The following is a 24,428-nucleotide window of genomic DNA, read 5'->3' as shown; positions in this document are numbered from 1 at the left end:
CAGCTGAACTCGCTGCGGAGGGAGACCTTTCCATGTGCCTGCAATTAGATCTGGGGGATAGCTACTTCTTCAGGTTTGACAACGGCTTTGCGGCCTTTTCGGAGCCTGTTTTCGGCCGTGACGGCTAGCTGGGATAGGGCGAAGTTGATGGCTATCATTACTGCCGCCACAACCAGCAGAGCCGGGATGTAGTTGGAGTATGCAGACCCTGCCTGAACACCCTGCCGGACCGCCTCGACATAGGTGATCTGGTAGCCCAGCGCGGTGTCCTTGAGCGCGACGACCAGCTGGGACACGATCGGGGGGAGCATGGCGGTGATGGCCTGAGGGAGTAGGATCATCCGCATCATCTGTCCGCTGCCGAGGCCAAGCGCCATGGATGCTTCGCTCTGACCCCGCGGAAGCGAGTGGACGCCCGCGCGGACAATCTCTGCGATAACTGCCCCGTTGCATAAGGTCAGGCCGGTAACGACCGCTGCCATGGCCATCTGGGTTGATGGGAACAGGTTGTAGTTGGCAAAGAGTTGGAAGCAGAAGATCATAAGGATCAGCAGAGGCATGGCCCGGAAGAACTCAACGACGGCGCCGCAGCCGTAGCGGAGGATTTTGATCTGGGACATGCGTCCCACGCCGAGCACGATCCCCAGTGCGGTTGCCAGGACAACGGCGAGGCCGGCTGCCTGCAGGGTCCCGGCGATTCCGGGCAGCAGGTAGGTGCGCCACATGTCAGCGGTAAGGAAGGGCTGCCACTTTTCCGGGGCCAGCTGGCCTTTGGCGTTCAGCGCCGATATGACCCAGAACATGCCGCCGACGAGGCCGGCCAGGCAAAGGGCGCTGATGATGATGTTCAGCGTCTTACCGCGGGGTCCGGGTGCGTCGTAGAGAGTCTTGAGTGCAGGCTGATTGCTCATGTTCGTACCGCCAGTTTCTTGCTGAGGAATCCGAATACGGCGCCGGTGGGGATCGTCAGGCACATGAACCCGAGGGCGAAGATGAGGCCGACGACGATCAGGGCCGATGTGTTTTCGATGACTTCTTTCATCAGCAGTGACGCTTCAGCGACGCCGATGACCGATGCGATCGTGGTGTTTTTGATCAGTGCGATCATGATGCTGCCCAAGGGGGCGACGACGGCACGGAACGCCTGGGGCAAAACGATGTAGCGCAACCCTTGGGTGAAGCCCAGACCCAAGGAACGTGCGGCTTCGGACTGCCCGATCGGGACGGTGTTCACACCTGCCCGGAGTGCTTCGCAGACGAACGTGGCCGTGTAGGTGCTGAAGGCCAGAACCGCGAGGCGGAAGGAACTGTCAGTGATTGAGGTGGGGGAGTTGGGATCCACCAGGGTGACGCCGAGCTGCTGGGCAAGGCCGAAGGAGGCGAACAACACCACCAGGGTCAGGGGGGTGTTCCGGACAATGTTGACGTAGCCTGTGGCCACGGTGCGCAGCGCCCAAACAGGGGAGACGCGCATTGCGGCGAGGATGGTGCCGAGTACGAGCGCCCCCACGGCAGAGAGCCCGGCGAGCTGTATCGTGCGAATGAACGCGGTGATCAGTTGGTCACCATATTCTGTGAGTATTTCCATGGGATGACTTCCGGATCCGTAGGGGCGGCGCGGCGGTGCTTAGTACCGGTCGACAGACGGAGGCGTCGGCATTTCATAGCCGGAGGCGCCCAGGTTCTTTTCGAAGGCCTTGGCCCAGGAACCATCCTTGATCATTTCCTCGATGGCATCGTTGACCTTGTTGCGGCCTTCGGCGTCGTCCTTCTTCACACCGATGCCGTAGGAGTCCTTGGTGAACGGCTTGCCGACGACCTTGAGCTTGCCCTGATTGACAGCTGCGTAGCCGGCCAGGACGACATCATCGGTGGTCATCGCGTCGATTGCGCCGGCCTTGAGTGCTTCGACGCAGGCGGAGTTGGTGTCGTACTCCTGGAGCTGGACGTCCTGGGCGTATTTTTTCTTGATGTTCTGGGCCGGGGTGGAGCCTGTCACGGAGCAGAGTTTCTTGCCGCCGGTGAGTGATTCCGGGCCGGTGATGGCCGTTTCATCTTGGCGGACGAGCAGCGACTGGCCGACCGTCAGGTAGGGGCCGGCGAATCCGACCTTTTCCTTGCGCGCATCGTTGATGGTGTAGGCGGCGACTACGTAGTCAACTTGGCCGTTCTGGATCAGGTTTTCGCGCTGCGGGGTCGGTGCTTCCAGCCAGGTGATTTTGGATTCTTCAACGCCGAGCTTGGTGGCGACGTACTTTGCGACGTCGACGTCGAAGCCGCTGAAGGAGCCGTCAGGGTTCTTCTGGCTGATGCCGGGGCGGTCGAAGGCGATACCGATTGTCAGGCCGTCCGAAGCGCTGGCGGTCAGGCCTTTGGCGTCGCTGCTGCCTGCCTGGCCACCGCAGCCGGTGGCGGCGAGGATGACGGCGAGGGCAGGGACTGCAATAAGTGCTTTGAGTTTCATGGGGATCGCTCTTCTTTTGGGGAGATTTGGGGAGTTAGTGGCTGAGGATCTTGCTAAGGAAGTCCCGCGCACGCGAAGTTGCGGGATTGGAGAAGAACTCGTTGGGCGTGGTGTCTTCAAGAATCTGACCGTCAGCCATGAAGACCACTCTGTCCGCGGCCCGGCGGGCGAAGCCCATTTCATGGGTGACTACGAGCATCGTCATGCCGCCTTTGGCCAGAGACGACATGACTTCCAGGACCTCGGTGACCATTTCGGGGTCCAGCGCCGAAGTTGGTTCATCGAAGAGCATGACCTTTGGCTCCATGGCGAGGGCCCGGGCGATGGCGACGCGCTGTTGCTGGCCGCCGGAGAGTTGGGCCGGCAGCTTGTCTGCCTGGTTGGCGATGCCAACCCGCTCCAACAGGGCCATCGCACGGTCCCGGGCTGCAGTCTTGGAGAGTCTGCGCACTTTCTGGGGTGCAAGCATGACGTTTTCGAGGATTGTCTTGTGGGCGAAGAGGTTGAATGACTGGAATACCATGCCGACGTCAGCCCGGTATCGGGTGAGTGCTTTGCCCTCTGCGGGCAGCGCCTGGCCATCGATGGCGATGAATCCGGTGTCGGTCGTTTCCAGCCTGTTGATTGTCCGGCACAGAGTGGACTTGCCGGAGCCGGAGGGGCCCAGGACGACGACGACCTGGCCGCGGGTGACTTCAAGGTTGATGTCACGAAGGACGTGGAGGGGACCGAAGTGCTTGTTCACGCCCCTCATGGAGATCATCGTGGGCACGATGGAAGTATCACCGTCGGGGATCAGCGCAGCTGCTGGGGTGTGGGAGGAAGCCATGGTTACCATCCGTAGCGTTGGAGAGTTGGGAGCAGCCCCAGAAGTTCTGCCGTGGAGGCGCCTTCGTCCAGGATTCGGCGACGGAACTCCTCTTCTTTGGCCTCGCGGGCTTCTGCCTTCTCCAGCGAGTCGAGGACGTCCGCAGCCTTGACCACAACGAGTCCGTCACGGTCGCCGATGATGATGTCCCCGCGCTCGACCAACGTGCCTGCCAGGTTGATGGTCCCGCCCACTTCTCCGGGGTCAACTTTCGTAGTTCCGCGGATTGAGATGCCACGGGAGAACACCGGGAAACCAGCTTCGATAATGGCTTCGGAGTCCCGGACGGAACCGTCGATGACCAACCCGGCGATACCCGCCTGCTGTGCAGCGAGGGTGAGGACGTCGCCCCACGGGCCGGCGTCGGTGAAACCTTTGGCGTCCACGACCAGGACATCGCCCGGGCGTGCCATCAGCACCGCTTGGTGAAACATCAGATTGTCCCCGGGAGTGGTGTTGACGGTGAGCGCCGTTCCCACCAGTTTCATGGCCGGATCCAGGGGTCGGATTTCCGAAGCAATGGACCCTCGCTGGCCCTGCGCCTCGTAGACGGTGGCCGTGCCGAGCTGCTTCAAGCGCTGCAGCTGCTCGTGGGTGTATTCCGAAACCTCGGCGTTGGTCTGGTTGTATTCCTGTGTCTTGGTCATTGCGATCGGCGTGACGCCTGGTCTCCTTCGGGATTGCGGTATTGGCCAGAGGTTTGAGGGCGACGGGAAGGGGCGCCGGGAGTCCCGGCGCGGGAAGCACTCCCGGGCGACGACGTCGAACGCCGGACCGTCTCGTGGCGGGTATCTTTCCTGAGCTCGACGAGCGATCTGCGCTTCATCTTGGCCTTCTCCTTCTACGTGGGTTCGGCTTGGCGAACCCCACACCTCGCTGTGCCTTGAATCACACTAAAGCACATTGAGAGTGAAGTCGCAACTACGAGTTTGCTCGCATTGATTTGATGGGTCAATAGGTGAAGCGAGTGTTTACAAGGCTGAAACAAAGTTTCTGACTTCGTCCGTACGCCGAAAATACGCGAAGAATGGCAATTATTTGCGATGACCTTGTGACTTTGCGAGTGATGTCTTACTTTGGATGGGAGACCCTACTATTACGGAGCCATCGTGAACTTATATCGGCCCTCAGCAGCCATTGCCCGCGTTACCGCCGCTTCCCTGCGCCCTACCGGTGCGGCCGCCCCGGCAGGCGCAGTGTCGTTGTCGATGGGCGAGCCTGACTTTGAAACGCCCTCTGAGATCATCGACGCCGCTGTCGAAGCGCTCCATGAAGGATGGACGCATTACGGAAATCTGAACGGAGATCCGGAACTTCGCCAGTGCATCGCGGACCTGGTTTCGACCGAGTCCGGACGAAGTGTCGGACCTGAGGAAGTTCTGGTCTCCCACGGCGGCGCGGCGGCGATCACGGCGACCATCCTGGCCACTGTGAACCCTGGTGAGAAGGTCGTCATCCCCGAACCCACGTACTCTCTCTACCCGGACGCTGTACGACTTGCCGGTGGCGAGCCCGTCTTTGTCCCCACCCGGTCGGACAACCAACTGGATGTCCCTGCGCTCGTGGCTGCGGCCAGGGGCGCCAGGCTGATTGCGCTCTGCAACCCTGTGAACCCCACAGGGGCTGTCTTCACACCGGAATCGCTGGAACAGCTGGCTGAAGGGCTTCAAGGAACCGACACGTTGGTCTTGGCCGATGAGGCGTACTCCCACATGGTCTACGACGAAGGGTTTATCTCCTCTCTAGCCATCCCGGCTCTGCAGGAACGCCTCGTGTACTGCCAGACTCTGTCCAAGACCTTTGCCATGACCGGTTGGCGGATCGGCTACGTGGTGGCCCCCGATGGGATCATCGAATCGATCCGGGCGGTGCACCGAACCATGAACAGTGCAGTCAATGCAACGGTGCAGCGGGCATCACTGAAAGCCCTGCAACTGGGACCCGGTATCTCCTCGGCCATGCTTGCGGCCTATCGTGAACGCCGCGACTACGTGGTCGAACGCTTGAAAAACATTCCAGGTGTCGAATTCACCGAACCGACCGGAGCCTTCTACGCGTTCTTCAGCTACCCACAGGCACTCCCGGCGACAGTCATGCTCGACAGGTTCAAGGACCACGGGGTCATCCTGCGGGCGGGAAGCGAGTACGGACCGTCCGGCGAAGGGCACCTGAGGCTGTCGTTTGCCGCGGACCTCGATACTCTAGAGACGGCCCTTGATCGCATCGAACAAGGCATTCTGGAGATACAGGGGTGACCATCGTGGCTACCGAACAGCTCAGCGGGGCATCCGTACGCGGACGCCGCGATACCGTGCGAAACAAACGCCGGCTACTTAACGCTGCGGGGGAGCTGCTCCGGGAAGACCCTAAAAATGCGTCAATGCCGGCAATCGCTGAAAAGGCTCAGCTATCGGTGGCCACGGCGTACCGTTACTTCCCCACCCTGGAAGAACTGCACAGCGCTTACCTGCACAGCGTACTGGTGAACCTGCGCGACTACACCCTGGCTTCGCCTTTGCACGGCACTTCCTTGTTTGAGGATGTCATCGCCCGCTGGGTGAAGCTGCTGGAAACGTACGGCCCGGCGATGATCCAGGTCCGGTCCAAGGAGGGTTTCCTCACCCGTCTCCACGCCAATGACGAGGTCATTGGCACAGTGCATGACGCGTGGGAGCGGCCCATCCGGGAGGTTCTGCGGGAGCTCGGCGTGCCCGAAGAACGCTTTGATTTTGCGTTGATGTTCTACAACGCCATGTTCGACCCCCGCGAGATCAACGACATGATCCACAACCGTGGCAGGCTGTCCAAGGACGAGACCATCCAGACCCTGATCCAGGCCTACTACGGGGCGCTTCGAGGCATGACAGCGCGCTGACCCGACTTGGTGCCGCCCTAGCAGTACCTCAGCGCCGATCGGAAGCGGCCACACCGGTCACCGTCGGCAGACGCGCTGGCAGCGCCGGACCTCCCCGTACCGTGCCACACCAATCACCTTATTGCTCCCAGTTAGTGACGGCGTACGGGGATCTACTCCCACCCCTTGAAGGAGCATCGCTGTGCTCCCGGTTGGATTACGGGAGCGAGCAACGAGCCAACCAACCTATCTGGGCTTATGCCCACGTAACAGTTGAGGAGAGAAAATTGACAGGAATCATAGTCGTCGGCGTAGATGGCAGCGAAACCGCCCAAATGGCCGCCGAAGCGGCGAGCGACATAGCCCTAGCTCTGGGAACCAGCCTCCATGTGGTTACCGCCTTCGATAACGATCGGACCGAAGTTTTTGGCACGGGCAGCGACCGGAAGATCGTCAGCGGCGCCGATGACGCCGAGGAAATAGCCCGCAACTCGGCGGCCAGCCTGAACGCACAAAACCTCAGGATCGAATATTTCGCAGTCAAAGGAAGCCCAGCCCAAGCACTGGTCAAACAGGCTGAAACCTACCGGGCTCGGATGATCGTCGTCGGAAACAAGCGCATGCAAGGCCTTGGCCGCGTCCTCGGCAACGTGGCCAGCCACGTTGCGCACCACGCCCCCTGCGATGTGCTCATCGCCAAAACAGACGACATCCCCTCCTCTAAAAGGGAGGGACGTCAATGAACAACATGGTCCTCTTCCACGATCCTCTTAAAGGAAAACAAATCCACCTGACACGAAGCGTCGTGCAACGACCTGCCGCCACCCCCATAGACACCAACCAGAACCGGCCGTCGAGCACGCAGGTGGGCCGAGCGATAGCACTGGGTAAGGTCATTGACGACCTTGCGAAACTCTCTACCCAGCACACCCGTTCGAAGGCCACTATTGGGGAACGAGACGGACACGAGACAAGTCAAAGGACGAACCGATGAGCAGCTCACCCTCCAACAACTCCGTGACCGCCCCCGCTTCCGCCGGCCAGAAGGACACGCAGCTGAAGCGGGCCATTGGCCCAGGCCTCCTTCTCCTGTTCATCGTCGGTGACATGCTAGGCACCGGCATCTACGCACTCACCGGCCAAGTCGCCAAGGAAGTCGGCGGGGCTGCCTGGCTGCCGTTCATTATTGCCTTCACCGTCGCATATGTGACCGCCCGTTCATATCTGGAACTTGTCACTAAGTATCCGCAGGCGGCCGGAGCCGCTCTGTACGTGCACAAGGCTTTCGGTATACACTTCCTGACATTTATCGTCTGCTTCACGGTCATGGCCTCCGGCATCACCTCCGCATCCGCCGCTGCACGCTCCTTCGCCGCGAACTTCGTTAAAGGATTCCACCTCGACTTCGGTCCCACCGGCGTCATGCTCGTAGCCCTCTGCTTCATGATCGTGCTGATGATCGTAAACCTGCGGGGCGTCAGCGAAAGCGTCAAAGTCAACGTCGTACTGACCATCGTCGAGCTCAGCGGCCTTCTCATGGTCATTGGCGCGAGCATCTATTTCATCAGCGGTGGCGAAGCTGACTTCAGTCGGGCCGTTGCCTTCGAAACACCCGAAGACAAGAACACCTTCCTAGCGCTCAGCACGGCAACTTCACTGGCATTTTTTGCCATGGTCGGGTTCGAAGACTCCGTCAACATGGCCGAAGAAACGAAGAACCCGTCAAAGATCTTCCCCAAAATCATGCTCACCGGCCTCGGAATCGGTGTGATCACCTACACAATCGTTTCGATTTGCGCCGTCGCCGTTGTACCCGTTGCCGAGCTGGCCGCCACCGAGACGCCCCTGACAACCGTGGTGAAGACCGCACTTCCGGACTTCCCGATCGACCAAGTTTTCCCCTTCATCTCCATGGTCGCTGTCGCCAACGGAGCTCTGCTCAACATGCTGATGGCAAGCAGGCTGCTTTACGGAATGAGCAAACAGGCCGTCCTGCCGCCCTTCCTCGGAAGAGTACTGCCGAAGCGACAGACACCCTGGGCCGGAATTCTAGTCACCACAGGAATCGCACTGGTCCTTATCACGGTGCTCTCGCTCGACGACCGCGGGACGGTGATCTCCCTGCTTGGCGGGACAACATCTCTGCTCCTCACTGGCGTGTTCACCATCGTGAACATCGCCGTCCTCGTCCTCCGCAAGGACCGCACAGCCCGGCCCCACTACTCCGCAGGAAAGATAACCCCCGTCATCGGCATCGTGGCCTGCACTTACCTGACACTGCCCTGGTCATCTGGACGGCCACTTGCCCAATACGAGATAGCCGGCGGACTCCTGCTGCTAGGCGTCATCCTCTGGGTAGTCACCTACATCGTGAACCGCGTGGTCTGGGCAAAACGAACTGAACTTCGTGACCCAGGTCAACTCGGCTAAACAACCAATCAGACCATCCCACTTACAGGGAGGCCCTTTACTTTCTCGATCAAGGGGTTGATGCATTGAATCGCGGCGAAGCAACCTAAATGGATCTGCGCGCAGGATTCCGGGAAAGGGCCACTGAATGTGTGCGCGACTGTCCAATGTGTCGGCCGAGTAAACGTCCACAACGCGGATTCAGCCGAAGGGGTAAATACCCCGGAATTTGCAAACGAGACAAGCTAAAGTCGCCCTGATCACGGGCGGGCGACCGGCATTGGACTCGCGACCGCCCCTGTTGGCGGTGGGTCGTGCTGCGTTGCTCACAAACCCAGAGCCGCGAATCACCGCAATTCTTCAACACGCAATGATGCGCTGGACGCATGATTTTTGCCAACAGTTTTCATTGGACTCTTCGGACGTCAGCCTCGAAAGTTAAGGCATGCAGCTACGCAACAATTCCTCGCCTTCGGCCCCTTCTTCCACACCCCGTTCTGACCCTGGGGCGGGGTCGTAGTCGTACCGTTGAACAGACCGCGCACCTTTGCGACAAGACAACTGGCAGATCTTGGTGCCCGGGTCATCAAGGTCGAGCGACCAGGCGCCGGGGATCTGGCCCGCGGCTACGACACAACCGTCAAGGGCCTGGGAAGTCTCTTGTCTGGCTCAACCGAGGCAAGGAGATATGACAGGTGCCCCCCAAACCTGCGAAATAACGTAGGGGAAGTCAGGAGAGTTAAAAATGACTACTACATCGTTCCGCCACGTAGATCTGCTTCCAGTCGGTGCCACGGATGCTCCCATGAGACTGGTCACCCGCGAAGGAATTAAACTCCGGGGCGTGGGTGACGATGCCGTCCTCGACATTGACTCGACGGTCCTGCAGCGGATGGCGCGTGAGGCGTTCAGAGACGTATCCCATTACCTGCGTCCGGCACACCTTGCCCAACTGCGCCGGATCCTGGAGGATCCAGAATCATCGCCGAACGACAGGTATGTTGCCCTGGAGTTGCTCAAAAACGCCAATGTCGCTTCAGGTGGTGTCCTACCCATGTGCCAGGACACGGGAACTGCCATGGTCTTTGCAAAGCGAGGCCACCGTGTCATGACCGACGGGGACGATGCGATGCACCTCTCGCGCGGGATCTATGACGTTTTTCAAGACTTGAACCTTCGATATTCTCAATTGTCGCCCGTGACGATGTGGAAAGAGGCCAATACGGGAACCAACCTTCCCGCACAGATAGAAATCTCGCTGGGGAAGGGCCTGCACTATGAGTTCCTGTTCATGGCCAAGGGGGGCGGCAGCGCAAACAAGTCCTTTCTTTTCCAAGAGACGAAGTCGATTCTGGATGAAGATCGGATGTTGGAGTTCCTGAGGGGAAAAATAGCAGGCCTAGGCACAGCGGCGTGTCCGCCTTACCATTTGGCCATCGTGGTTGGCGGTACGTCCGCGGAATTTGCGTTGAAGACTGCGAAGCTGGCATCTGCCCACTACCTCGATACGCTGCCGTTTGAGGGCAGCGACGCAGGACACGGCTACCGTGACCTCGAATTTGAGCAAAAAGTGTTCGCCCTGACCACACAGATCGGCTTTGGGGCGCAGTTCGGCGGAAAGTACTTTTGCCACGATGTCCGTGTGATTCGTTTGCCGCGGCATGGTGGGTCACTTCCTATCGCTTTGGCGGTTTCGTGCTCCGCCGACCGTCAGGTTCTTGGGAGAATCACGCCCCAGGGTGCCTTCCTGGAGGAGCTTGAAAAAGACCCCGCAACCTATATCCCCAGCACCGGGCTAGAGGACATCACAGAATCGGATGCGGCCGTCGCCATCGACCTGAACGTACCGATGGACCAGATCCGGCAGCAACTCACTAAGTGCCAAGTCGGCACGAGAGTCTCGCTTACCGGGACGCTGATTGTTGCTCGGGATATTGCACACGCGGAGTTCCGCCGCCGCGTGGAGCGCGGGGAAGGTTTGCCGCAATATCTGATTGACCACCCCGTCTATTATGCCGGGCCGGCTAAAGCCCCGGAGGGGATGCCCTCGGGATCTTTCGGACCAACGACCGCCGGACGGATGGACAGTTACGTAGCCGAATTTCAAACGCTCGGGGGGTCCCTGGTGATGCTGGCCAAAGGAAACCGGTCCCGTGTTGTGGCTGAGTCCTGCAGGGCCAATGGCGGGTTCTATCTTGGTTCTGTTGGGGGTCCGGCAGCCCGACTTGCACAGGACTGCATCAAGTCCCTTGAAGTGGTTGATTACCGTGAGCTAGGCATGGAGGCCGTGTTCAAAATTGAGGTTGAGGACTTTCCCGCTTTCGTAGTCATTGACGACAAAGGTACTGATTTCTTCAACAAGGACGATAAGAAGCTTGTGGGGCTCGGAACCACCCGCCGCATTGTAGACAATCCCGACGGCCAGCAGGTGCGGCCGCAAGCCAAAAGGAGTCAATCATGAACGACGCATTGCACACGTTTGTGCGCGAGATGGAAGCGCAGCAGAGATACCTGAACTTTGTACAAGTATCTCACCTGGGAAATGTTATTGAAGAATACAGCCGCCTGTCGCGCCATGCCCGACTTCATGTTTATTCAATCGCGAAGAGCATTACGTCAGTAGCGGTGGGAATCGCGGTCGATGATGGCCTGTTTGAACTCGACGACTTGGTTTGCGATTTCTTCAAAGAAGAAATCCCGGACAGCGCATCGGGCAATTTGCTCAAGGTGCGGGTCAGGCATCTCCTTACAATGACCTCAGGCATTTCGGATTCTGATATGGCGTGGGACGGAGACTCCAGAAAGGAAACGTCCGATTGGCTCGGATTCTTCTTCTCAAGGCAATTCAACACTGAGCCGGGTAGTCAATTTCACTACGCCAGCATCTGTACTTACGTCCTTGGGCGCATCATCGAGCAGCGCACCGGAAAGACCCTTCACGACTTCTGCAATTCAAGAATCTTCATCCCCCTTGGTATTGAGAATCCAGACTGGCTCAACTGCCCTCATGGGCACACCATGGGTGGCTACGGATTATCATTGAGCATTGATGAGCTTACACGATTTGGTGAGCTCCTGATTAATGAGGGCAGCTATCGAGGCCACCGAATTGTATCAGCCAAATACCTGCGCTCGGCTACCACGCGCCAAGTCATAAGCCACACCCCTCAATCTGAAAGCGATGGCAGGTTCTTCACTGCCGGCTACGGATTCGGTTTCTGGATAAATCCGGACGGGTCATACCGCGCCGAAGGAATGTTCAGCCAAATATTAGCAATCCTGCCTGAGATCAAGGCAACTATTGCCATCCAGGCCCTCGATGAAAATGCTCCTGAGATCCTCGAAGCTGCCTGGTCTACGATAGTTGATTCTCTCAAATCGGTTCCTACAACCATCAGCCAGCACTCCCTCTAAAGCGACTGGTCCCCAAGGAAAGCGGGCCTGGAGCGACTTCTTCGGCGCACTCATTTACCTCACGGACCCGGACCATGTTCACCGTTCCGGTAGACCTTCGCGCCTTCGTTGACTCGCAGTCCGCCACCAGCTGGGACATTCTTCGCGATGTCCGTCGTGTCCCTGCTCCCGGTGTTCCTGTTCGGCCAGTGATTCCTCATCAAGGGCATCGCCACCACCGGCATCAATTAGGGCATGCCTCACTGTGCACTAGCACCTGATTGTCCAGCTTGTTTCGACTGCAAATCGCCGACGAAGGCGCTACGCATCGTGTGGACAGCGGGTCGGAGATGGCACTGGACTTGTCGTTCTCGTGGGTTTGGAAGGTGCCTTCCAGCCTCCGCTCGTCCTAACCAACTGGCATGCACGGTTATTCGTGAGGCGGGAGTAAGCCGTTTTCGTCGCACGTGACGTTCACTTGGGGGTTAGGGTCCTATGGTGTTGCTATGGAACGGCACCAACGAGTGGAATGGCACCACAACGGCAGCTGGTGGTTCAACCTCCGCCCATCCAACACGGAGCCTTTCCTGCGCCTGAACGCAGAAGCCAAGGATCGCCCCACGATGGAAAAGATCCGCGATCGCGTCCTGGCGCTGGTCCGGGCCTAGGGGCTTTGTTCAGCTCTGTTTAGGCGCGGGGCCGTTCTGTAGGATACCGTAGCGCGCTATATGGCGGGTGGCTCGTTGAGAGTTTGTTGTAAAATCGACTTCGTTTGCAGGTTCAAACTCCATGCAACGTCCGTTGTTGCCAGTGTCAGGCCACTGCCCTGTAGGCTGAGGCTCACCGCCGCGGAGGCCGCCGTCTCAACTGGGTCGGACAACCCATCTATCGTTGCTTGGAAGTTCCGACTTACTGATGCCGATTGGTCAGGTGGGCGCAAATGGGTCGCCTGTATATTTTCGCCAATCGCAATCAGCGCGGTCGGGACTGCTGCACGGATAGGTGACGTCTGTTGAGCCTAGTCAATGGGACTGGGCTGAGAGGATGTCTACTGTTACCAAGCCGTACCCAAAGGAACTCCGGGAGGATGTTGTCCGGGTCGCGTTGAATCGTGAGTCCTGGGTTGAGCTGGCCCAGATCGCGAAGTATTTCGGAGTCCACTTCACCACGTTGTATGGGTGGATGAAAGAGGCCGGGTCCGGTCCGGGACCACTGGTGAGCAGGCGGAACTCGCGGCCGCGAAGCTGCGGATCAGGACCTTGGAGCAGGAAGTTGAAGCTTTCGTCAGGCTGCTGCGTATTTCTCTCAAGCTCATCTGCCGGGAAAATGAGCTACCCGCTCGTCCAACACTTAGCCGCTGACGGTGTTGCCGTCACGGTTACGTGCCGGGTGCTGAAGATCGCCCGTCAGCCCCACTACCGCTGGCTGGCCACCCCGGTCACCGATGCTGAGTACGAGCAGGCCGACCGGGCCAACGTCTTGTTTGATGCCCACCGTGAGGACCCCGAGTTCGGGTACCGGTTCCTGGTCGATGAAGCCCGTGAGGGCGGGTGAGCCGATGTCTGAGCGGACCACGTGGCGGATCTGCGCGGACAACGGCTGGTGGTCAGTCTTCGGAAAGAAGGCAAGACCAAGAAAGCCGGCCCGCCAGTCCACGATGACCTGTGCGCCGTGACCGACAGCAAGGGCAGGGCCAGCCACGAGTTCAACGCCGATGCACCGAACCGGTTTTGGTTCTCCGGCATCACCGAGCACGCCACCGGCGAAGGCAAGCTCTACCTGCGCGCGGTCAAGGACGTTTACTCCAACAGGATTATCGGCTACTCCATTTACTCACGGATGAAAACCGCCGGGCCGTGGCAGCATTGAACAGTGCGGTCGCCCGACGCGGTGACGTGGCCGGCTGCATTCTCCATACCGATCCCGGGTCTCAATTTCGGAGCCGGAAACTCGCCCATGTCCTGAATCGTCATGGTATGACCGGGTCGAGGGGCCGGGTCGGGGCGTGCGGGGACAATGCAGCAATGAATCGTTCTTTGCCCGGTTTCGAGAGAACGTCCTGGACCGGCGTTTCTGGGTTATTACGGAGTTCTAGAGGATCGCGATCATGACCTGGATCGAACGCACCTACCACCTGCGCAGACGCCAACCACACTCGGCCGTATACCTCCATCGAATACGAGTCCATCATGAACGCGCAGGTCACACAAGCCGCGTGACTAATCACTCTCACCTATCCGACCAGCAACCTCCTGAGGGGTCGCCAGCCAAGTTGTGTGAGCCTTTGGGTTGCCGTGCCGCAGGACGCGGCTAGCGCGGTCTGACAGCCCGGCGAAAATATCTAGCAGAATGTTAACCTCGACTTGGATTCGTTGGCTGTTGTGGTTGTCCCTGGGTGTTCCGGACCGAGGTCCGGCTTCGCCTAAGCTATTCATATGAGTTCTGCAGCACCTTTCACGCCTTCCCGCCGAGATATTCAGCGTTATCAGCGCACGGTAAACACCTACAAGAGCGTAAACGAATTCCTCGCGGCTTCTCCTGTGCCCGGGATTGTCGAGATTGACGGTCCGCAACCAATTGAGCTGCTGTACCTTCCCGCTGGCGGGGAAACAACTGTGGTGACATTCCACGCTGCGCTGTCCCGCGAGCTGACACCCCTACCGATGTTCGCCGGTGCCAAAGTGACTGGAGACCATGGAGTGAACCGTATCTTCGTTTCGGACCCAGGGCTTTACAGCGGTGACGATGTCAGAATCGCGTGGTTCTCAGGGACGGCGGAGTTGCCCCTCCAACAGATTTTGCCGGGTGTGCTTGGCCATCTCATTGACTCCGCAGGTGGAAGACGTACTTTATTTTGGGGACCTTCCGCTGGCGGCTTTGCCGCCCTTTTCTACTCAAAATTCTTTCCCGGGTCGACGGCTGTTCCGATAAATCCTCAAACCGACTTGAGTAAGTTTGGGTACCAAAACCAGCGGAACTATACTCGCGCCGCATTCGCAGCTGAAACTCCAGAAGAGCATGACTCGGTGTTCGCTCACGTGATTTGCTCTGACCTTCGCAAACATTACAGTGGCCGCGTAGACAACTTCATTTTGTATGTCCAAAACAGTACGGATACACACGTTGAACACCATATGCGCCCGTTCTTGGACTCGCTTGATTCTCTAGCGAGGGTCCGGACCATCACTAGTCATGATTGGGGCGTCGGTCACGTGGCGCCCCCACCTGACGAAATACGGGGGTTCCTGGCTGCGCTAACGGATCCGGCGTGCGACTGGGAGAAGTATTTTTCCCTAGGGTCCGCGGTGCTGCTGTAACATAGCGGCCATGAGTGAGGAACCATTGCCGACATTTGAAAATGATGAGTATTACGACTTCACGGGCGAAGCACTAAAGGTGGACGAACCGAGTGGAGACTTCGAGGTGGATCCCGGTTCGGAGAATTCAATGGACGCTGGTTCCCCCGAGATGCAGATCGAGGACAACGATGATCCGTCCCCCGATGAAGACGGTACCGGTCTGCACACCTCAGAGGAGTTGATGGCGGAAGACTGGGATAACGACTTGCAATAGCTCCTGAGCCCGGCGGCGTACGTGAATAATCCAATTTTTCACATAATCGGATAAGCGCTGGACTCCAAAACTGGAGGATCATCTTCTGATGAAAGCGCGGAAGCAAGACCTGTGGCCCCTCTCGAACGGAGAGGGGCCACGGTTATTTGGCACGAGTCCAGCCAGGTTGAGCGTGACTGTCTTTACGGAATCAGCTCTTTTGAAAGCGCCTCAAGCAGAGAATGGCTAAGGTAGACCTCGATGTTTGTCAGGCCGTAGTTGCAGTGACCGATTGAGACTCCCCATTCAACCCACGCCACAGTGATCCTTACTTGAAACTGGCAATACGTTTGCCAATCCCCAACAGCTCCGCAACTGCTGCGACGGTACGCGCTGCAGCTTTACCGTCGCCGTAGGGGTTGACGGCGTTTGCCATGGCGTCGAAGGCGTCCTGCTGGTTCAGGAGACGGTCGACTTCTTTAACTATGGTTTCCTCGTCGGTGCCAATAAGGGCGACTGTTCCTGCGTCGACTGCCTCTGGGCGTTCAGTGTTGTCGCGCATCACAAGGACAGGCTTCCCGAGGCTAGGTGCTTCTTCCTGAACTCCGCCTGAGTCGGTAAGAACGATGTGCGCCAGGGAAAGGAGCCTTGTGAACTCACCGTAGGCCAGCGGCTCGGTGACAACCACGTTGTCTTTTCCTTCGAGTGCGGGAAGGACCGCTTCCCGCACCACGGGGTTCTTGTGCGCGGGGAGGACTATCACCAGATCAGGTTCGGCCTCCGCTATCCGGGCAAGCGCCCGCCCGACTCCGCGCATTGCGTCGCCTTGGTTTTCCCTGCGGTGGGTAGTCACCAAGAGAATTTTGCGTCCAGTCGCCGCGAGCTCTTCCAGCTGGGGGTCGGAGAACGGGATGTGCTTGTCCACGGTGGTGAGGAGTGCATCAATGACTGAGTTGCCAGTGACAACGATGTCTTTCTCAGCGATTCCTTCAGCCAGCAAATTGGCTTTACTGACGCTTGTCGGCGCCAAGTGAAGGCTCGAAATCTGACTTGTAATCTTACGATTCGCCTCTTCGGGGAACGGCGAGAAAAGATCTCCGCTGCGGAGGCCGGCTTCAACGTGAACCACGGGGATGCCGTGATAGAAGGCGGCGATGGCTCCGGCGGTAGACGTGGTGGTATCGCCCTGGACGATGACTACGTCCGGCTTCTTCTCCGCGAACAGCTTGTCCAACCCGTCAATGGTGCGGGTCATGATGGAGGAAAGTGATTGACGCTGCTGAAGGATGTTCAGATCGTGGTCCGGCTTGATTCCGAACAGTTCGTTAACCTGGTCGAGCATCTCGCGGTGCTGGCCGGTTACGGTCACAATGCAGTCAAAATCAGGAGACGCTTGGAAGGCGCTGACAATCGGAGCCATCTTGATGGCTTCGGGACGGGTGCCAAAAATTGGCATGACGCTGGGCATGGATTTCCCCCGGGGTGGCGTGGAGTGACCTCCCGATGTTATCCCACGCCGCACCGCAGCCTTTAATTGCTACACCCTCCGTAGGCTTGGCTACTGGCCGAAAATCAGAGCCAACGTTAGAGCAGGAACAGTTATCGCGACGAGGATCACAATGACCAGAGCTATTCTTCGCTTGCGTCGGCGGTCACCATCAACGTCCGCTGGACTCGGGCTTGAAACTGCAGTCCGAAGTGGTTCCTGCGTCTCATGGACCCCACCAGGCCCGGGGAATCCGCCCATAAGGCTCACTGGAATTTCCCGGCGGAATGCCTGTTTGCGCAGGTGTCGAGGTGCAGGCGACAAGGGTGTCGCCGGGCGGACGTGGTCCGTCACTTCTACTCCTCAGGGTTGGGCTGGCCGTTGCTAGGGCACCTCCAATTCTTGCATTTCACCGGCGAGCTGCAACATCCGGCTCACCCGCGGTCGGAGTACAAGGCGTCGTTTTTGACTCCGGAACCGTTCACCACGTCTATGAAATAGTTCTTCCCGGAGGCGAGCGAAGCGCTCCCGATGTTCGCTGTCACAGACTCCATCCGGGGGTTGATTCCCTGTTGTTTGCCGTAGTTGGGGTTGTAGTTGGTTGCAGTGACAGTCTTGTCGAAGACCCGCCCGTTGGGGTCGGACCACCTTATTCGGACTGTCCCCCCGCTAAGGTTGAAACCTGTCACCAGGACATTGCCGTTGTTGAATATTGAATCGGTGATCACCGGAGTCATGTTTCCGGCCTTGAACCGGTCAAGCATGGGAGTCCACGTACCCGAGCACGTGAAGTAGGGGTCCCACATGAAGGAGATGATTTTCGTGTTGGTGTTACCCATCTGTTGGAGCTGCTTGTCTATCCGGGCCTTAGTGGTCTGACCTCTCAGGCTTCCATCACACGGATTCTGGCTGGTTGCGGGGGCCATGCCTTCCAAGTTTGCCCATAGTTCTGCGCCTGTCCCGTCAATTCCTTCGGCCAGTGCCCAGAAGTAGTCTCTGGTGGGTGCGAGGTACTTGCTGCCCCATGACCCGCTGCCAACAATGGAGGCCGCATACTGATCCACGTTGTTGCTGCTCTCACTTCCAAAGAATGAGCCGCCCTTTCCGGTCCCCATGCCATCCTGAACAGCTATGGCAAGGTGGACACTGCCGGCTGTGTCAGCGATATTGGCCACGGCGTTCCGTGCCTGATCCACGGTCACTCGCCCGCCGAATGAAGTTCGGGAGTCGATGTAGGGGGAAACCACTGCGTCCCGTCCCGGTTGGTACTGGGCGATCCTGGCATTCTGCATCCTGTAGAGCGACAGGACAGAGTCCCATACTGAGCCGTCGCTCAGCGGCATCTCGGTGTGGTGGTAGAAGCCTGCAAGACCGGCCACGTTGTTAACTTTGCCTTGGTAGATGAGGAACCTGGAGGTGAAGACGGACAGGGTTGCCTGATAGGAGAGATCCGGAAGGTAGGTGACATCGGTTCGCATCACCGGTGCCGGCAGACCTGCGTAGTACTTCATTCCCAGACTGGTGGCTGCCTTTCCCAGAGACACTGACATGGAGTTGGTTCCTCCAGTAACCAAAACAACGTCGTAGGTGCCGCTGGGCGAGTTGCACCCGCTTCCCTCGGTGGGGAGCACAAATATGGTGTAAATCGTGGAGCCACTGGTGACGGTTCTGTCCCTTGCGCAGAGGAATGCAGGTGTGCCCCATGAGTTGCCGTCTGAATAGGTGAAGTACCGTTTTACTTTGACCCCGGAGGCAGCTGCCGTGGCGCAATTGACCCCGGATATAGTGCAGGCAGCGGGGATGGCGGAGAGCGTTGTGGGCTTCAGGCGGGAGCCGAACGTGATGACCGTATCGCCCCCGACGGATTTGATATCACTTAGCTTCGTCATATTTACTGCGTCGCTGGTGCTGCCGTAGATGAAGAACCCGCTGATGGGATACACAGGGGCCGGTGCTGCTTTTGCTGCCGGGGCGTGCAGGAAGCTTGCTATGAGGATGAAGGCGGCCAGTAGGGCGAATGCGAAACGCCGGGCGTGGTGGCTGATGGGGTGGAACGATTGAGAATCGATTCTTTCCACGGGTGATCCTTGGGGCTCGTAGGGTGAGACCTTGGACCTATGGCAAAAGAATGGCGTGAATGGACGCCGAACTCAATGACTTGACAGGATTCTTCAACCGCCAAAGTGGTAATACGTTCCGCTGTAATTTAGTGACATCCCAAGTGCGCAAGCCTGACCGGACATTTACCGTCTCTGTCATGCATGTGGAACGTCTGTTGGTGGATCAGGACGTGCACTCCGGCTGCACCCAGACGTCCAGCAGCCCGCCAGTTTCCACCACAAACCGGTCCAGCCAAGAGCCCGCTGAGAGGTCCGGCTGGGACCCAACCATCTGGACCTCGACGGATGTGCACTGGCCAATCAGTGTGCCTGCCCGAATCACGTGATATTCCGAGGTCACCACGGTCACGGACTTCCAGCCATGGTCGGCAATCAACCCGCGCAAAGCGTCAGCCTCACCCCTCGTATTCAGCGGCGAAGGACGGAAACACACCAAGTCGGAATCACCTTGGTTCTCATCGCAGAGTTTGTCGCCCTCAACATTGCCGGACAAGCCGGTCGTTGAGACCACAAGCACGGGGATATCCAGCTCGTGCTGCAGCTCTTGGGCCACGGGCAACCGTTCTTTACTCATGCCGCCCAAAACAACGATCGCGTCGGTTTTGTGTGGTTTGGCTTGCGGGGGATTGTAGAAGAACTGGAAAGCGGCAATGAGCCACAGCAAAAAAACCAAAAGGCAAGTTCCGGCAGCGATGCCCAAGGCGCGGGTGGCGGAGACTTTTTGGAGGGCACGGGGAAAGTCTAAAGTCCGGAAATGGCCGTTCCCCCTCAGGAAATCCGGGAACGGACTCCTACCGGGTATCAACGTCCTCGAAAACAAGGAAAGTCTGCGTATCCAGCACACCGTCCATGGACTGCAATTGGTCGAAGATCACACGGCGCAGATGGATGTTGTCTGTTGCGCGGACCAGGAGGATGACGTCAAAGTCGCCGCCCACCAACGCGATGTGATGGATCTCCGGGATGGCCCGCAGCTGTTCCTTCAACTCACGCCACGAGTGCTGCTGAACCTTCAACGTCACGTACGCCGAGGATCGCAGCCCGGCCTTGATGGGATCCACCAGCGCCGTGAACTTGGTCAGCACGCCCTCACCCGTGAGCCGGGCTATCCGGGAGTAGGCATGGGCGCGGCTGATGTGGACGTTCTCCGCCACTTGGGTGATGGACATGCGCCCATCGGTGGTCAGCTCGCGGATGATGTCCCGGTCAACACTGTCCAGCGGTATGGCGGTCTGCTCCGCCTCGGCCTCGCTCACTGGCGCTCCAATTCGTCCAAAGCTCGGGCACGTTACCCAGCTCACAATTGCAATTCGTCTTTCAGAATACCCATTACGGGCAATGCTTTCCATGATTTCGCCGAAAGCTGGATACGAAACAAGCTGGAAGAACATACTGGAAGCACATAGTGGCTAGAGAAGGATGGACCAATGACGATCCACGCAGATCAATCTGCGCCGGAAACGGCTGTAGAGGACCAAGCTGCTGACGTTCGGACCAAATTCGGCATCAGCGTTGAGGACTACATGCTCCCAGCCCGGCACCAGATTCAAATGGTGAACCCGGACGGCACCCTCCGCTCCCATGACGAGCAAGGCACCGAACCCGGACACGAATACCCCACCCCCGATGATGCTGAACTGATGGCCGCGTACGAGCAACTCGTCGTCGGGCGTCGCGTCAACGATCAGAACTCCGCGCTGGTCCGGCAGGGCCGCATGGCCGTCTACCCCTCAAGCCACGGCCAGGAAGCCTGCCAAGTTGCAGCCGCCATGTGCCTCAGCGAAGGTGACTGGCTGTTCCCCACCTACCGTGACGCCGTCGCCATCATGACCCGCGGGGTGGACCCCGTTGAGGTGATGACCATTTTCCGCGGTGACTGGCACGGCGGATACGACCCCACCGAGCACAATGTGGGCATCCAATGCACCCCGCTCACCACCCAGCTGCTGCACGCTGTGGGCGTTGCCCACGCAGCCAAACTGCGCGGCGAAAACACCGTTGTGATGGCCATGTGCGGCGACGGCGCCACCAGCGAAGGCGACTTCCACGAGGCCCTGAACTTCGCCGCAGTCTTCCACCTGCCCGTCATCTTCTTCGTGCAGAACAACAAATACGCCATCTCCGTACCGCTCAGCCACCAGTCTGTGGCACCCTCGCTGGCCCACAAGGCTGTTGGCTACGGCATGGCCGGTGAGCGCGTTGACGGTAACGACCTCGTGGCGCTGCTCGCCGTGATGGATAGGGCCGTGAAGCTGGCCCGCGAAGGCTCCGGACCGCTCCTGATCGAAGCGCACACCTACCGCATGCAGGCCCACACCAACGCCGACGACGCCACCCGCTACCGCCCGGACAGCGAAGTTGCCGAATGGCAGGCCAAGGATCCGCTGGCGCGCATGAAGTCGTATCTCACGGACAAGGGTCTCCTCGACGAGGAGGCCAGCACCAGGATCGCTGAGCACGCCGAAACCGTCGCTACCCAGCTCCGCGAAGGCCTGGGCGAGGACGTCCCCGTCCAGCCACTGGACCTCTTCAAATACGTCTTCGCCAAGCAAACCCCGCAGTTGAAAGAACAGTCCGAGCTGCTCGCCAGCGAACTCGCCCGGGAGGAGAGCGCAAAATGACCGTCACTACAACGCTCAATGGGAACGTCAGCGCAGCCACCGCCAGCGCCGCCGCTTCCGCTGCGGCCACTGCCGAAGCCACCGGCCCGCAAAGCCTCACCATGGCCAAAGCGCTGAACACCGCCATGGCCGACGCCATGCGCGCAGACTCCTCCGTCCTGGTATTCGGCGAAGACGTCGGAATGCTGGGCGGCGTCTTCCGCATTACCGACGGCCTCATGGCCGAATTCGGCGAACAGCGCTGCTTCGACACCCCGCTGGCCGAATCCGGAATCGTCGGCATGGCTGTGGGCATGGCCATCAACGGCATGCGCCCCGTCATCGAAATGCAGTTCGACGCCTTCGCCTACCCCGCCTTCGAACAGATCGTCAGCCACGTAGCCAAAATGCACAACCGCACCAAGGGCAAGCTCAAAATGCCCATGGTCATCCGTGTTCCCTACGCCGGCGGCATCGGGGGAGTGGAGCACCACTGCGACTCCTCCGAGTCCTACTACGCCCACACCGCCGGCCTCAAGGTCTACACCCCCGCCACCGTGGCCGACGGCTACCGCATGCTCCGCGAAGCAATCGACTCCGACGACCCCGTCATGTTCATGGAACCCAAAAAGCTCTACTGGTCCAAGGACCAGGTTGACTTGGGTGCCTTGCGCGCAGAGCACGACGCCGGAACCTCCACCGAGGGCCGCGCAGCTGTTGCCCGTCCCGGCACAGACGCAACGCTCATCGCCTACGGACCGTCCGTCCCCACCGCGCTGGCCGCTGCAGCTGCCGCCGCCGAAGAGGGCCGCTCACTCGAAGTCATCGACGTCCGCACCCTCGTCCCCTTCGACGACGAAACCGTCTGCGCGTCCGTACGCAAGACGGGACGCGCCGTCGTGATCGCCGAAGCCCACGGATTCGCCTCCGTGTCCTCCGAGATTGTGGCCCGCGTCCAGGAACGCGCGTTCCACTACCTCGCCGCGCCTGTATTGAGGGTGACCGGCTTCGACGTCCCCTTCCCGTCTCCCAAGCTGGAGCACTACTACTTGCCAAGCGTCGACCGCATCCTCGACGCCGTCGACGACCTTCAATGGGAGGACTGACCATGAGCTCAGATATGCAGGTCTTCAAACTGCCCGACCTGGGAGAGGGCCTCACCGAGGCCGAACTGGTGAACTGGCTCGTTGCCGTGGGCGACGAGATTGTGGTTGACCAGCCCATCGCCGAGGTTGAGACCGCCAAGTCCATGGTTGAGGTGCCCTCGCCTTACGCCGGCACCGTTGCCGAGCTGCACGGTGAAGCCGGTCAAACGCTCGACGTCGGCAAGCCGCTGATCTCGATCGCTCGCGTGGGTTCTTCGGCGGGTTCGCCCGCTGCCGCGGCTCCTGTTCCGGCTGGGTCTGTTGATCCTTCGCCGGTGTCCTCAGGTCTCGACGTTTCGTCTGCGGTGGAAGCCGCCGCCGAGACGTACCGGACCGAGGAGAAGGCTGGCTCGGGCAACGTGCTGATTGGGTACGGTACGCCCGGGGGAGCCACCGGTGGCCGGACCCGACCGCGGAAGGCGAGTGCTGCTGTAGCTTCTTCTGTTGTTGAGCCTGCTGCTGTGCCGGTGATGGAGCCGGCTGTGGCGGGGACCCGCATTCCCGGCAAGCTCAGTGCAGTCATCTCGCCGCTGGTCCGCAAGATGGCACGCGACCACGGGGTCTCCCTCGAAACGATTGAAGGTTCGGGTGCCAGCGGACTGATCATGCGCAGGGATGTGGAAGCTGTGATTGCTTCGCCTGCTGTTGCTGCACCCTCTGTTGAAGCTCCTGCCGTTTCTGCTCCTGTTGCCGCTTCCGCTGATGCGGGGGCCGTTGATAGCCGGACTGGCTTGGGCGTCTCGGCGCGGACGCCCGTCCGTGGGGTACGAAAGGCCGTAGCTGCGAACATGACCCGCAGCCGCTCGGAGATCCCCGAAGCCACCGTGTGGGTGGATGTGGACGCGACCGCGCTGTTGGACATGCGGGCCGAGCTCAAGAAGCGTGCACCGCACGACACCCCTGGCCTGCTGGCCTTCATCGCCCGTTTTGTCACGGCTGGGTTAAAAAAATACCCGGCCTTGAACACGCGCTTCGAAACTGCCTCGGACGGCTCGCAGGAGATCGTCGGATTCGAAGGGATCAACCTCGGCTTCGCGGCCCAGACAGACCGCGGACTCGTGGTCCCGTCCGTACGCAACGCCCACGAGTTGAGTGCCCGCGAACTGGACGCAGAGATCCGCCGGCTCACCGCCGTCGCACGTGACGGTAAGGCGACCCCCGCGGAACTGGGCTCGGGCACCTTCACGCTGAACAACTACGGTGTGTTCGGTGTGGACGGCTCCGCTGCAATCATCAACTACCCTGAGGTGGCGATGCTGGGAGTGGGCCGCATCATCGACAAGCCCTGGGTGGTCAACGGTGAGCTGGCCGTCCGCAAGGTTACCGAACTGACCCTCGCTTTCGACCACCGCGTTTGCGACGGAGAAACCGCGGCCGGCTTCCTCCGGTACGTGGCCGACGCAATCGAGAACCCCGGCGGCGCGCTCGCGGACATGTAACCGTCTCTCACATCCCTCGGGCTTGAGCCGGACGGTCTCTCACATCCCTCGGGCTTGAGTCGGACGGTCTCTCATCTGCCCACAGGCGGGCTTCCCAG

General features: G+C 59.5%; 22 protein-coding genes and 3 pseudogenes. 15 read left to right on the top strand and 10 right to left on the bottom strand.

From position 1 onward, the window contains the following. Window positions 1–44: 44 nt before the first annotated feature. The 5 genes from AR689_RS21640 to AR689_RS21620 form a co-directional block, all read right to left on the bottom strand. Complete coding sequence (locus AR689_RS21640) at window positions 45–911, bottom strand: amino acid ABC transporter permease (protein ID WP_062073500.1); 867 nt, start codon at window positions 909–911, stop codon at window positions 45–47. Further along, window positions 908–1,588 carry an amino acid ABC transporter permease gene (locus AR689_RS21635; RefSeq protein WP_062073498.1) on the bottom strand — a complete coding sequence of 227 codons (681 nt, stop codon included), beginning with the start codon at window positions 1,586–1,588 and terminating at the stop codon, window positions 908–910. The genes AR689_RS21640 and AR689_RS21635 overlap by 4 nt, the downstream gene beginning before the upstream one ends. 39 nt (window positions 1,589–1,627) lie before the next feature. Continuing rightward, a complete protein-coding gene (locus tag AR689_RS21630) occupies window positions 1,628–2,464 on the bottom strand; it encodes a glutamate ABC transporter substrate-binding protein (protein WP_062073496.1) in 837 nt (278 codons plus the stop codon). A gap of 34 nt (window positions 2,465–2,498) precedes the next feature. Next, entirely contained in the window at window positions 2,499–3,227 is a 729-nt protein-coding gene (locus tag AR689_RS21625; RefSeq protein ID WP_062073934.1) for an amino acid ABC transporter ATP-binding protein, read from the bottom strand. Window positions 3,228–3,295: 68 nt separating this feature from the next. Beyond that, on the bottom strand, window positions 3,296–3,979 hold the full coding sequence (locus AR689_RS21620) for a 4-carboxy-4-hydroxy-2-oxoadipate aldolase/oxaloacetate decarboxylase (protein WP_062073494.1): 684 nt from the start codon (window positions 3,977–3,979) through the stop codon (window positions 3,296–3,298). 462 nt (window positions 3,980–4,441) lie between these two features. Between AR689_RS21620 and AR689_RS21615 the strand changes: the two genes are divergently transcribed. The 9 genes and pseudogenes from AR689_RS21615 to AR689_RS22885 form a co-directional block, all read left to right on the top strand. Further along, window positions 4,442–5,587, top strand: a complete 1,146-nt coding sequence (locus AR689_RS21615) for a pyridoxal phosphate-dependent aminotransferase (RefSeq protein WP_062073492.1) — start codon at window positions 4,442–4,444, stop codon at window positions 5,585–5,587. 5 nt (window positions 5,588–5,592) lie between these two features. Continuing rightward, a complete protein-coding gene (locus AR689_RS21610) occupies window positions 5,593–6,207 on the top strand; it encodes a TetR/AcrR family transcriptional regulator (RefSeq protein ID WP_062073933.1) in 615 nt (204 codons plus the stop codon). Between the two features lie 266 nt (window positions 6,208–6,473). Next, window positions 6,474–6,929 (top strand): universal stress protein, encoded by a 456-nt coding sequence (locus AR689_RS21605; protein ID WP_062073490.1) that lies wholly within the window; start codon window positions 6,474–6,476, stop codon window positions 6,927–6,929. Window positions 6,930–7,176: 247 nt separating this feature from the next. Further along, on the top strand, window positions 7,177–8,616 hold the full coding sequence (locus AR689_RS21595) for an APC family permease (protein ID WP_082698116.1): 1,440 nt from the start codon (window positions 7,177–7,179) through the stop codon (window positions 8,614–8,616). 507 nt (window positions 8,617–9,123) lie between these two features. Continuing rightward, the gene (locus tag AR689_RS23880; protein ID WP_231745621.1) at window positions 9,124–9,429 is read left to right on the top strand and encodes a CoA transferase; all 306 of its coding nucleotides are present in this window, start codon (window positions 9,124–9,126) and stop codon (window positions 9,427–9,429) included. After that, the gene (locus AR689_RS21590) at window positions 9,401–11,056 is read left to right on the top strand and encodes a FumA C-terminus/TtdB family hydratase beta subunit (RefSeq protein WP_353611613.1); all 1,656 of its coding nucleotides are present in this window, start codon (window positions 9,401–9,403) and stop codon (window positions 11,054–11,056) included. Before AR689_RS23880 ends, AR689_RS21590 begins: the two co-directional genes overlap by 29 nt. Further along, window positions 11,053–12,009, top strand: coding sequence for a serine hydrolase domain-containing protein (locus AR689_RS21585; protein WP_062073486.1), 957 nt, complete (start codon window positions 11,053–11,055; stop codon window positions 12,007–12,009). Before AR689_RS21590 ends, AR689_RS21585 begins: the two co-directional genes overlap by 4 nt. 28 nt (window positions 12,010–12,037) lie before the next feature. Then, window positions 12,038–12,201, top strand: a pseudogene (locus AR689_RS23810) (carbohydrate ABC transporter permease); the annotation flags it as partial. Between the two features lie 326 nt (window positions 12,202–12,527). Next, a pseudogene (locus tag AR689_RS22885) lies at window positions 12,528–12,656 on the top strand (hypothetical protein); the annotation flags it as partial. 682 nt (window positions 12,657–13,338) lie between these two features. Here AR689_RS22885 and AR689_RS23875 read toward each other — a convergent pair. Further along, the gene (locus AR689_RS23875; RefSeq protein WP_502686024.1) at window positions 13,339–13,563 is read right to left on the bottom strand and encodes a hypothetical protein; all 225 of its coding nucleotides are present in this window, start codon (window positions 13,561–13,563) and stop codon (window positions 13,339–13,341) included. Window positions 13,564–13,632: 69 nt separating this feature from the next. On the opposite strand from AR689_RS23875, the pseudogene AR689_RS23870 reads away from it, so the two are divergent. The 3 genes and pseudogenes from AR689_RS23870 to AR689_RS21570 all read left to right on the top strand — a co-directional run. Next, a pseudogene (locus AR689_RS23870) lies at window positions 13,633–14,207 on the top strand (transposase); the annotation flags it as partial. Between the two features lie 216 nt (window positions 14,208–14,423). Continuing rightward, window positions 14,424–15,305: a hypothetical protein gene (locus AR689_RS21575; RefSeq protein WP_156424660.1), complete on the top strand. Its 882-nt coding sequence runs from the start codon at window positions 14,424–14,426 to the stop codon at window positions 15,303–15,305. 10 nt (window positions 15,306–15,315) lie between these two features. Beyond that, window positions 15,316–15,561, top strand: a complete 246-nt coding sequence (locus tag AR689_RS21570; protein WP_156424659.1) for a hypothetical protein — start codon at window positions 15,316–15,318, stop codon at window positions 15,559–15,561. Window positions 15,562–15,868: 307 nt separating this feature from the next. Here AR689_RS21570 and wecB read toward each other — a convergent pair whose 3' ends face one another. From wecB to AR689_RS21550, 4 genes are all read right to left on the bottom strand, one after another. Further along, a complete protein-coding gene (gene wecB / locus AR689_RS21565; protein ID WP_062073480.1) occupies window positions 15,869–17,008 on the bottom strand; it encodes a non-hydrolyzing UDP-N-acetylglucosamine 2-epimerase in 1,140 nt (379 codons plus the stop codon). 452 nt (window positions 17,009–17,460) lie between these two features. After that, complete coding sequence (locus AR689_RS21560) at window positions 17,461–19,104, bottom strand: hypothetical protein (RefSeq protein WP_062073478.1); 1,644 nt, start codon at window positions 19,102–19,104, stop codon at window positions 17,461–17,463. Window positions 19,105–19,309: 205 nt separating this feature from the next. Further along, window positions 19,310–19,990, bottom strand: a complete 681-nt coding sequence (locus tag AR689_RS23700) for a YdcF family protein (protein ID WP_286158889.1) — start codon at window positions 19,988–19,990, stop codon at window positions 19,310–19,312. Continuing rightward, on the bottom strand, window positions 19,938–20,402 hold the full coding sequence (locus AR689_RS21550; RefSeq protein WP_062073475.1) for an Lrp/AsnC family transcriptional regulator: 465 nt from the start codon (window positions 20,400–20,402) through the stop codon (window positions 19,938–19,940). Before AR689_RS21550 ends, AR689_RS23700 begins: the two co-directional genes overlap by 53 nt. 171 nt (window positions 20,403–20,573) lie before the next feature. On the opposite strand from AR689_RS21550, the gene pdhA reads away from it, so the two are divergent. Genes pdhA through AR689_RS21535 form a run of 3 tightly spaced genes read left to right on the top strand, consistent with a single transcriptional unit; the run spans window position 20,574 to window position 24,330 of the window. Further along, complete coding sequence (pdhA, locus tag AR689_RS21545) at window positions 20,574–21,767, top strand: pyruvate dehydrogenase (acetyl-transferring) E1 component subunit alpha (protein WP_062073473.1); 1,194 nt, start codon at window positions 20,574–20,576, stop codon at window positions 21,765–21,767. Continuing rightward, window positions 21,764–22,852 carry an alpha-ketoacid dehydrogenase subunit beta gene (locus AR689_RS21540; protein ID WP_062073471.1) on the top strand — a complete coding sequence of 363 codons (1,089 nt, stop codon included), beginning with the start codon at window positions 21,764–21,766 and terminating at the stop codon, window positions 22,850–22,852. The genes pdhA and AR689_RS21540 overlap by 4 nt, the downstream gene beginning before the upstream one ends. A gap of 2 nt (window positions 22,853–22,854) precedes the next feature. Beyond that, entirely contained in the window at window positions 22,855–24,330 is a 1,476-nt protein-coding gene (locus AR689_RS21535) for a dihydrolipoamide acetyltransferase family protein (RefSeq protein ID WP_231745619.1), read from the top strand. Window positions 24,331–24,428 lie beyond the last annotated feature (98 nt).

The sequence above is a fragment of the Arthrobacter sp. EpRS71 genome (genome assembly GCF_001512285.1).
GTDB lineage: Bacteria > Actinomycetota > Actinomycetes > Actinomycetales > Micrococcaceae > Arthrobacter.
This window is presented reverse-complemented; position numbering and strand designations above follow the sequence as displayed.

Coding starts and splice junctions, on each gene's coding strand:
- AR689_RS21640 (WP_062073500.1), bottom strand. CDS start 911: ATGAGCAATCAGCCTGCACTCAAGACTCTCTACGACGCACCCGGACCC.
- AR689_RS21635 (WP_062073498.1), bottom strand. CDS start 1,588: ATGGAAATACTCACAGAATATGGTGACCAACTGATCACCGCGTTCATT.
- AR689_RS21630 (WP_062073496.1), bottom strand. CDS start 2,464: ATGAAACTCAAAGCACTTATTGCAGTCCCTGCCCTCGCCGTCATCCTC.
- AR689_RS21625 (WP_062073934.1), bottom strand. CDS start 3,227: ATGATCTCCATGAGGGGCGTGAACAAGCACTTCGGTCCCCTCCACGTC.
- AR689_RS21620 (WP_062073494.1), bottom strand. CDS start 3,979: ATGACCAAGACACAGGAATACAACCAGACCAACGCCGAGGTTTCGGAA.
- AR689_RS21595 (WP_082698116.1), top strand. CDS start 7,177: ATGAGCAGCTCACCCTCCAACAACTCCGTGACCGCCCCCGCTTCCGCC.
- AR689_RS21590 (WP_353611613.1), top strand. CDS start 9,401: ATGAGACTGGTCACCCGCGAAGGAATTAAACTCCGGGGCGTGGGTGAC.
- AR689_RS21585 (WP_062073486.1), top strand. CDS start 11,053: ATGAACGACGCATTGCACACGTTTGTGCGCGAGATGGAAGCGCAGCAG.
- AR689_RS21575 (WP_156424660.1), top strand. CDS start 14,424: ATGAGTTCTGCAGCACCTTTCACGCCTTCCCGCCGAGATATTCAGCGT.
- AR689_RS21570 (WP_156424659.1), top strand. CDS start 15,316: ATGAGTGAGGAACCATTGCCGACATTTGAAAATGATGAGTATTACGAC.
- wecB (WP_062073480.1), bottom strand. CDS start 17,008: ATGCCCAGCGTCATGCCAATTTTTGGCACCCGTCCCGAAGCCATCAAG.
- pdhA (WP_062073473.1), top strand. CDS start 20,574: ATGACGATCCACGCAGATCAATCTGCGCCGGAAACGGCTGTAGAGGAC.
- AR689_RS21540 (WP_062073471.1), top strand. CDS start 21,764: ATGACCGTCACTACAACGCTCAATGGGAACGTCAGCGCAGCCACCGCC.
- AR689_RS21535 (WP_231745619.1), top strand. CDS start 22,855: ATGAGCTCAGATATGCAGGTCTTCAAACTGCCCGACCTGGGAGAGGGC.